Annotated in this window: 10 protein-coding genes; 5 read left to right on the forward strand and 5 right to left on the reverse strand. The window is 43.8% G+C overall.

Annotated features, from left to right (window positions below):
• Positions 1-162 precede the first annotated feature (162 nt).
• Positions 163-417, reverse strand: coding sequence for a hypothetical protein (locus Q4Q46_RS21120; protein WP_259216245.1), 255 nt, complete (start codon positions 415-417; stop codon positions 163-165).
• 117 nt (positions 418-534) lie between these two features.
• Between Q4Q46_RS21120 and Q4Q46_RS21125 the strand changes: the two genes are divergently transcribed.
• Positions 535-732 (forward strand): hypothetical protein, encoded by a 198-nt coding sequence (locus Q4Q46_RS21125; protein WP_259484440.1) that lies wholly within the window; start codon positions 535-537, stop codon positions 730-732.
• Here the strand turns inward: Q4Q46_RS21125 and Q4Q46_RS21130 are convergent.
• Both Q4Q46_RS21130 and Q4Q46_RS21135 read right to left on the reverse strand, forming a co-directional pair.
• The gene (locus Q4Q46_RS21130; RefSeq protein ID WP_259216243.1) at positions 729-869 is read right to left on the reverse strand and encodes a hypothetical protein; all 141 of its coding nucleotides are present in this window, start codon (positions 867-869) and stop codon (positions 729-731) included. The two genes, Q4Q46_RS21125 and Q4Q46_RS21130, sit on opposite strands and share 4 nt — an antisense overlap.
• Positions 870-917: 48 nt before the next feature.
• Positions 918-1,787, reverse strand: coding sequence for a phage integrase N-terminal domain-containing protein (locus Q4Q46_RS21135; RefSeq protein WP_311906994.1), 870 nt, complete (start codon positions 1,785-1,787; stop codon positions 918-920).
• Between the two features lie 1,325 nt (positions 1,788-3,112).
• On the opposite strand from Q4Q46_RS21135, the gene Q4Q46_RS21140 reads away from it, so the two are divergent.
• On the forward strand, positions 3,113-3,796 hold the full coding sequence (locus tag Q4Q46_RS21140; protein ID WP_311906995.1) for a replication initiation protein: 684 nt from the start codon (positions 3,113-3,115) through the stop codon (positions 3,794-3,796).
• Between the two features lie 54 nt (positions 3,797-3,850).
• Positions 3,851-4,297 (forward strand): hypothetical protein, encoded by a 447-nt coding sequence (locus tag Q4Q46_RS21145; protein WP_311906996.1) that lies wholly within the window; start codon positions 3,851-3,853, stop codon positions 4,295-4,297.
• On the opposite strand, the gene Q4Q46_RS21150 is transcribed toward Q4Q46_RS21145, so the two are convergent.
• Together Q4Q46_RS21150 and Q4Q46_RS21155 are read right to left on the reverse strand one after the other, a co-directional pair.
• Complete coding sequence (locus tag Q4Q46_RS21150) at positions 4,294-4,929, reverse strand: tyrosine-type recombinase/integrase (RefSeq protein WP_311906997.1); 636 nt, start codon at positions 4,927-4,929, stop codon at positions 4,294-4,296. The two genes, Q4Q46_RS21145 and Q4Q46_RS21150, sit on opposite strands and share 4 nt — an antisense overlap.
• A gap of 816 nt (positions 4,930-5,745) precedes the next feature.
• Positions 5,746-6,780 (reverse strand): DNA-methyltransferase, encoded by a 1,035-nt coding sequence (locus Q4Q46_RS21155; RefSeq protein WP_311906999.1) that lies wholly within the window; start codon positions 6,778-6,780, stop codon positions 5,746-5,748.
• 18 nt (positions 6,781-6,798) lie between these two features.
• Here Q4Q46_RS21155 and Q4Q46_RS21160 point away from each other — a divergent pair, with 18 nt between their 5' ends.
• Entirely contained in the window at positions 6,799-7,026 is a 228-nt protein-coding gene (locus Q4Q46_RS21160; RefSeq protein ID WP_311907000.1) for a helix-turn-helix domain-containing protein, read from the forward strand.
• Positions 7,027-7,031: 5 nt separating this feature from the next.
• Positions 7,032-7,489, forward strand: a 458-nt coding sequence (locus Q4Q46_RS21165; RefSeq protein ID WP_311907002.1) for a PDDEXK family nuclease, incomplete at its 3' end; no start/stop codon positions are given.

Here is a 7,489-nt window from a genome sequence, read left to right on the forward strand (position 1 = left end):
AAAAAAAATATACCCTTAGTAATTTATAAGAACTAGGGAGGGTGCGAATGCTTTACTGCGAGAAAATGATGCTAAAAAACGCCCCACCCATTTGGCCCTAAATTTTTGCATTGCAAAAAAACTCATTGCGTTTCATGCTCCTGTTGCACTGTGCAACACAGCCTAGAACGGCATGGTTTTAAAGGTAATATTCTGCTTATTGTCATCGAGCGAGCGCAGATACACCGGCTCAGATCCCTGCCCATTTTTATAATGGCTATTGAGGTAAGCGGTATCGTCTAAGTGGGTGATCAACGCCTTGATCACCTCTTGATACTTCTCAGGCACCCGCATCACGACCGTCTTCTCATACTTGGTTTTACGACCCGCACCTGGGCGAGCGCCACCATGGTTATTTGATTTGGATTGTTCTGTCATAAACGTCACCCTTGATTAAGTTACAAAATCAATATACATTGAAAACGTAACACAATCAAGTGACGACTACCGTGACGAGATGAAGAAAATATCGTGACCAAATGAAGAGGATTGAACATGGCACTCACGCCTGAAGAGCAAGCGTTAAAAGCAGCGTTACTGGCGCTCCCTGGTCATCTCACAATGGATTCCCCCGAGGTACAGGACTGGCTCGTTCGGGCTGCGAATGTGCTAGGAAAACATCAACTCGACCCCAATGAGCATTGGGTATATGACAGCGCCAGCGATATGTTAGTGAAGGGAAAAAAGCACTAACGCTTTTTACCACGCTGACGAGGCTTACCAGACTGCTCAGGTAAGCTGCTATGGGTGTATAACAAGTATCCCGAATAAATCAGCGTGCCAAAGGTCGCGAGAATAAGAAAAAAACCGATAATCTGAATTGTACTCATGGCGCCCGCCTCCCGATTGGATATTGCACTGAGTTGATAGTAGCAGCACTAAGAACCCAGATAAACAGCAGTGACCGGCAACCGGCCATGGCCTAACTCCTGCGTAATGATTGCCCTTGCCATTTTATCTAGCGCCCTGTGCGCCTCTGACAGCCTTCTTGCCGCGACCCCAGATACTGCGTGACATTCGAAACCGGTTAACGCGACATAGCGCTGCTGCGCGTAACGGTGACGCAAGCCATGCGCCCGATCGAGGCCAATCTTAAGGCAGGTATTTTCGTAGCGTTTCATTTGCTGCACATACATCAACTGCGGCGGAATGAGCGAACGGCCACGGGCTAACGTGCTCGCTTGTGTCAATAGTTGGCGCTGTTCATCCGTTAAAATCGGGATCGCGCGATCTCTGCCACCTTTGCACCAAGATGAATCCAACAGCAAACGATCGCCTTGAACCGCCTTATCGACAATCATCTTCATCGCTTCTTCGCGCCTTAAGCCAAACGCGGCTTGAAGCTGTAGCGACATTTTTATATACGGATCTGACACCGCATTAAGTTGGGCTTCGGTAAGCGTTTTTCCCTTATTTTCATTGGTGACATACACCCGCTTATCGATCCCTAAATCCGAATTTGACGGCGATATAACGCCCTTTTTGCCTATTTTTTCGGTTAGCCAACGGATATGCACCATCCGGTTTTTAATTGTCCCTGCAGACAAGTTTTTCGCCTGCCATTTTTGCAACAGTGCATCAATATGTTTTGGCTTTAGCCCTTTCAACTGCAGATTTTTAAACCCTAATTCTCTCAATTGCTTATCGACTAAACGGATCGTTTTAATCCGCTCCGATTTCGTTGCGAATGAACTGGCGCAGTGTTGCTTCAAAAATTGATTAGCCTGAAAAAAGAAAGTGGAAGCCATAAAACCCCTTGAAAAAGTAACAAAATCAAAAAGGGGAATGCGCCAAATAGGCGCATTAACAATGGAAAAGAGTTTGCTCTGGCGGATTAGCAACACAACGGCCTGTAGCATTCGCTAGGCGGCCATTTCGGAAGTCAGTTTAGTGTTAATGCTCGTTCCTACTGCCGAGAACAGGTAAGAACCCACGAGGGTATTGAGCAAGTGTTGCTAAGGGCAATTGCCACAAATGATGCGTCTCTGTTGAGCGCCGCCATCAAGTCTGAGTGCTAGTCAGTGATCCTACAAACGTCCTGTTGGACGGGAGCAAAAAAGGTTTTTCTTAAGGGGAAATATTGAAGCATCGAGAGATGCGCTGGAAGAAATGTCACTTTACCGCAAGCCAAATTCGCACGCAATAGCGGCGGCCGCTATCACGCGCTTAAAATGCCAAAAGAAGCCAACATTCCCCGCATGAGGAGCACACCTGGGGGTATGTCACTCCCTTAACATGGAGTGACATACCCCCTCTATGTTGGCTTCTTTATGGCATTTGATTTCGTAACTTTTTCAATGTATCCAAGCTGACCACTTCACGCATACCAGCAGACTTCGCTAGCCGGCATTCGCTCAGCGGCAAAGAAAAACCACAAACCCTCAGTACCGGTGTTTTAAGGGGCTTCGTCTTATTTTTTCGATTTATAACGGCCTCGTTAAAACGCCTAGGAAGCGTTTTAAGCATCGTTATCCTGATATTGACAGAACGATTGCCATTTTAAGAAAAAATGCCGTAAATCTTGATTTAGGACTCTTACTGCCGATTTTCGCCTTATCTTTCTGCTAGACCGTGAGCGTAGCGAACCAGCCCCGCAGGGTAACGGACTATCCGCACTGAAGTAGTTAAACGGTCGAAGACAAAATTCACCTACAGCGGTGCTTTTAGATCTCGCCCCTGCCAACGGCAGGAAATGGCGAGGCATTTTTGGGTAAGGGTGGAGCCTTTAGGCGAACTTGGGCGCAGCCCTTGGTCGCGGCGTAGCCGCTAAATGCTCAAATTTACTGATTTATCCACAGGTGAAACCCTTTTTAATAGATCTTTCTTGTTCTTTAAGATCTTTCTTGTTTTTAGCACCTCTGTAACCCTTGGTGTCAAAGGGCTGCAGAGGTTAAAGGTGGAGAGATTTACGGTAAAACACCCCCTAAAGGTGGAGAGATTTACGGTAAAACAGCCCCTAAAGGTGGAGAGATTTACGGTGATACTCACAGTTAATTGTGGAGAGCGTTGATAGTTATTCCACAAATGGTTATTGTGGAATCCCCAAAAACAAACTCCACAATAGTGACATAAAATGAACAACCTATCGGTGACTAAATCAAATAGCTTGATTGATGCTAGTTACAAACTAAATGTACAAGCTCAAAAACTAGTCTTGGCTTGCCTCGGGAAAGTAGACTCTAGAGGTAATGCACCAAAGGAAATGACCCTAACAGCTCTTGAATTCTCTGAGCTTATGGGGATAGACATCAAAAATGCCCATAGAGAGCTATACAAGGCGTCAGATACCCTTTTCGATGCCGTAATAGTCCTAAGAGATGATCAAGAAGAGGTAAAGCTTAGGTGGATTCAAAAAGGAGTAAAAAAACTCAAAGGGCAAGGAGCTATAACAATCACTTGGACTGATGAGGTTTTGAAGTATATCAGTAGCTTACAGAGCCGATTTACAACTTATAAGCTGCGACATATCGCGAACCTACAGTCAGCTCACTCTATTCGTTTATACGAGCTTCTGATGAAATTTAACGCTACAGGAGAAAGAGTTATCTATGTGAATGACTTCCGCTCAGCGTTAGGTATCTCCGACAAATACCCACAGTTTAGAGACTTAAATAAGTGGGTGATCAAACCGGCTGTTGATGAACTAAATCAGCGCTCAGACCTCACCATAAATTACGAGACCATAAAGAAAGGCCGAACAGTGGCCGCATTGTCATTTGAGTTCAAGCAGAGCGCGCAGCTAAAATTAGACGTATAATCCATTGCAACACACGCAACACCGCATCTCTTGATGCTTAAATATTGGTGCAACATGGCAAAATTAAACCTATCGCAAGCAGCGAAAATTGTAGGAAGGAACCGAACAACGTTATGGCGTCACATCAACAATGGCAAGCTTTCGATTGAAAGAGACCGTGATGGAAACCCATTGGTAGATACATCGGAACTACTTCGTGTCTATGGAGAAATGAAACTCGATGCAACACTTGAGCAAGAAGAAAAGCATCACAATGAAACACCATCTTACGATGAGCTTTTTCAGTTAGTACAGGAGATGAAAAAAGAGCAATCTGAAATGAGATTGCTCATTCTCGAATTAAGCAATCGCCTTGAATACAAATCAGAAAAACCAGCCGACACCATTGAATCTGTAACAAATTCAAATCCAGAACTAGACCCTGAATGGCCGAAAGAGGTGCAAACCTTTGCAGATATTACGTTAAGAAATGAGATTAAAGCTAAATATCTCAAAAACTAATGCCCCCAAGCATTCATCACTAAACTATGCCGTTCTTCACTCAGCACCTGCAGATAGATTTCCGTGGTTTTGCTGTCACTGTGTCCCATTAGCTGACTGATCACATGCAGCGGCACCGGTGGATTCGCAGTAACCATTGCGACACCAAAGCCATGCCGTAAACCTTTACCGGTCGCTTGCGATCCCACAATCCCAGCCCTGTACATAACACGCTTCACTAAGCGATATGCGGTAGGCCGACTCATCGACCATAACACACTGTCAGCGTTCATCTCACGGCGTAGCTGCGCACGTAGGCCAAACACCAAATCCAAGTGCTCAATCAAAAACGGCGGCACCGGCACACTTCGATACTGCGCTTGCTTCAGTCGGCCATGGGGATCGGTTTTATGCTTCTTAAGGGAGCGAATAACGATTGCCGCATCCTCGACCATCACATGTCTGGGCGAGATAGCTAATGCCTCAGACGGGCGACAACCAGTGTAATGCAGGACATGGCAAAACATCCGTTCATTGGGCAATTCTAAGGCACTGGCATCGAGGAAGCGCCGCCGTTCTTCCGCGGTTAAATACAACCGTTCACCATCGGGCGTAAACAGGCGCATTTCAGGGGCAATATCGGGGTTTTGCATGGGCTTGAATCAGTTCTCTAGAGATTTGATTCATCTTAAGGGAAAAAACCGCCCCAGAATAGCCGCAAACAGGGCAATATGGCGGGTTTTAGGGGCTCGCGTGAATCAGTCTGGGGTAGAGTGATTCATGGGCACGATTTTAGATAAAAATAACCGATTACTAATCAGCTCATAAGGAGGAGCAATTAAGAGCGTAAGTGGCGGCCCCAGGGTTGTGCAAAAAGTAAGCAAGCAGCAAGAGTATCAAAGATTTGGCTTTACACGCCTATTTTTATGTGCTATTCTTTATACATGTGGTTATTACTGCGCCAATAATGGCTTAACCACAAAACTTGGCTTTGTAGTTTGATGGGGTTATATGGACAATGTCTTACTGTGGTAGGTAGATAATAGTTTATTATAATACATGCGTCAACTCTTTTGTCTCATATAGTTGGCACAAAACAGCACCGGTTAGACCGTTAATGCTGCGCTAAGCATATGAATGAAAAAGCCTTCTTTCTTAAAATAAACTATGAAGGATAGGTCTGATGGAAAATATACTAACCGGCTTACTGTCATTTTTGAGTGCGACAACAATTACACACCTGATAATCTCATGTGTGTTCATCGTACTGCTAATTGTATTAGTAGTAGCGTGTTCAGCATTCATTAATTGTATCAGTTAGTCTAAGGGCGCAGGTTGTTTGACAACCTGCGCCTATATAGCCACTTAGCGCATTCCTTAATAAGTCTGGTGTAGAGTGATTCACGAGATGAGCCAGCAAAATCAGATAAAATAGTGAGTCACACACAATTCCGATTGGGTCGCAGGCGTCATTTTGGCGAGTCTAAGCTCTGGCACAAATTACAATCTAACGACACTGTATCTCCATTCATAATCCGGCTGTAAATGCTCAATACATCCTCGTCAGCAACCCCTTTATCGAGGAAGCGAAATGCGGAGGTTGCGACATACTCTGGCTGCATTTCAAATGAAATCCACTTTCGAGATTCTTTCTCAGCAACCATTCCAGTTGTGTTTGAACCACCAAAAATATCTACAACAAGATCACCTGGTTCAGTCAACATTCTAATAAAAAATTCAGGTAACTTTGCAGGGAATCTAGCTGGGTGGGCCTTAACCCCCACAACCTTACATCCAGCTTGATATTGCCCATTTGATTCAGTATTTGGTATTTGCAATAAATTAGGAGGAATAGCCCCTCCATTATCATTTGCAAACGACTTACCAATATCATGCCCAGATGGCCTAACTTTTGGCGTATAAAACTTATCAGGATCCTCTAGTAATTTTTTCATCCTATCGCTATACGGTGCCAACACTTTAGTTATGTCTGATTTTGGCCACTCTGTTTTACTGAACCACCAAACAGTATTTACTGCATCTTTAACTCTGATCTTTCTTTTATTAACCCACTCGATGGGACTTGGTAATTTAGAAGGATTAAACCAGTAAAAGTCTTCCGCCAAGAAGAAGCCCACTTCATCAATCATTCGAATCAAAACCCTAAAGTTATACAGACTTCTAGCAGGAACTCCTTTCATATAAGCACCGCCAAAATCAACTACAAAACTACCATCAGGCTTTAATTTTTTAAAAACTATTTTTGCAAAAGACAAAAACCAATCTACATATTCATGCTGCTCTAAATTTCCATATTCTTTTTTCCGCAGCAACGCAAACGGTGGGCTGGTCATAACCAAGCTCACACTATCGTCAGGAAGGGCTTCAAGCAGCTCCAACGAATCACCAATGTAAACAGCACCATTACTAGTTTCATAGGCCGGACAAACATCACTTTTCAACATCTTATTGCTACTCATAGTCTGTAGATTCAAAGTCTTCATGCGCTCATTATCCCGCGTATGACAAAGAATAGAAACCCCTTATCTGCCAGAGAAATCCTAGCCCGCAACCTCAAAGATATGCGGGGAAAGCTAGGTCTATCACAAGAGGCTCTAGCTGACATGGCTGGGCTCCATAGAACTTATGTTGGTTCAGTAGAACGAGCAGAAAGAAACATATCCATAGATAACATCGAACGCTTAGCAAAAGCGCTCAATGTTCATACATCATCCCTACTAATGGAATAGCGTTAATGTCTCATAGCGATTTTGAAAAATTAAAAAACCTGTGGCCGAACATCCAGGAATATCAAGAGCTGGCAACTAAACACGGCATAAAGGATATATTTCAAGATAACGGAGGAAAACTTCTTCAGGTAATCTTAATAACGAACCTACAAGTTCTAAGCGGTAGGGAGGGTAATGATGCTGTTGATATTAATGGGCAAGAGTACGAACTAAAATCAATCAACATCGATCTAACAAAGAGTTTCTCTACTCATCATCACATGAACCCTACAATCATTGCAAAGTACCGAAATGTTCCATGGATATTTGCTATATACAGAAACATTGAACTCCAAGAGATATATCAGTTGGAGCCAAGTGATTTGGAATATTACTTTTCCAAGTGGGAGCAAAAATGGCATGAAGATGGAAGAAAGGACATTAACAACCCCAAAATTCCTGTTAACTTTGTGATGAAAGTAGG

Source organism: Shewanella vaxholmensis (assembly GCF_031932135.1).
Taxonomy (GTDB): domain Bacteria; phylum Pseudomonadota; class Gammaproteobacteria; order Enterobacterales; family Shewanellaceae; genus Shewanella; species Shewanella hafniensis.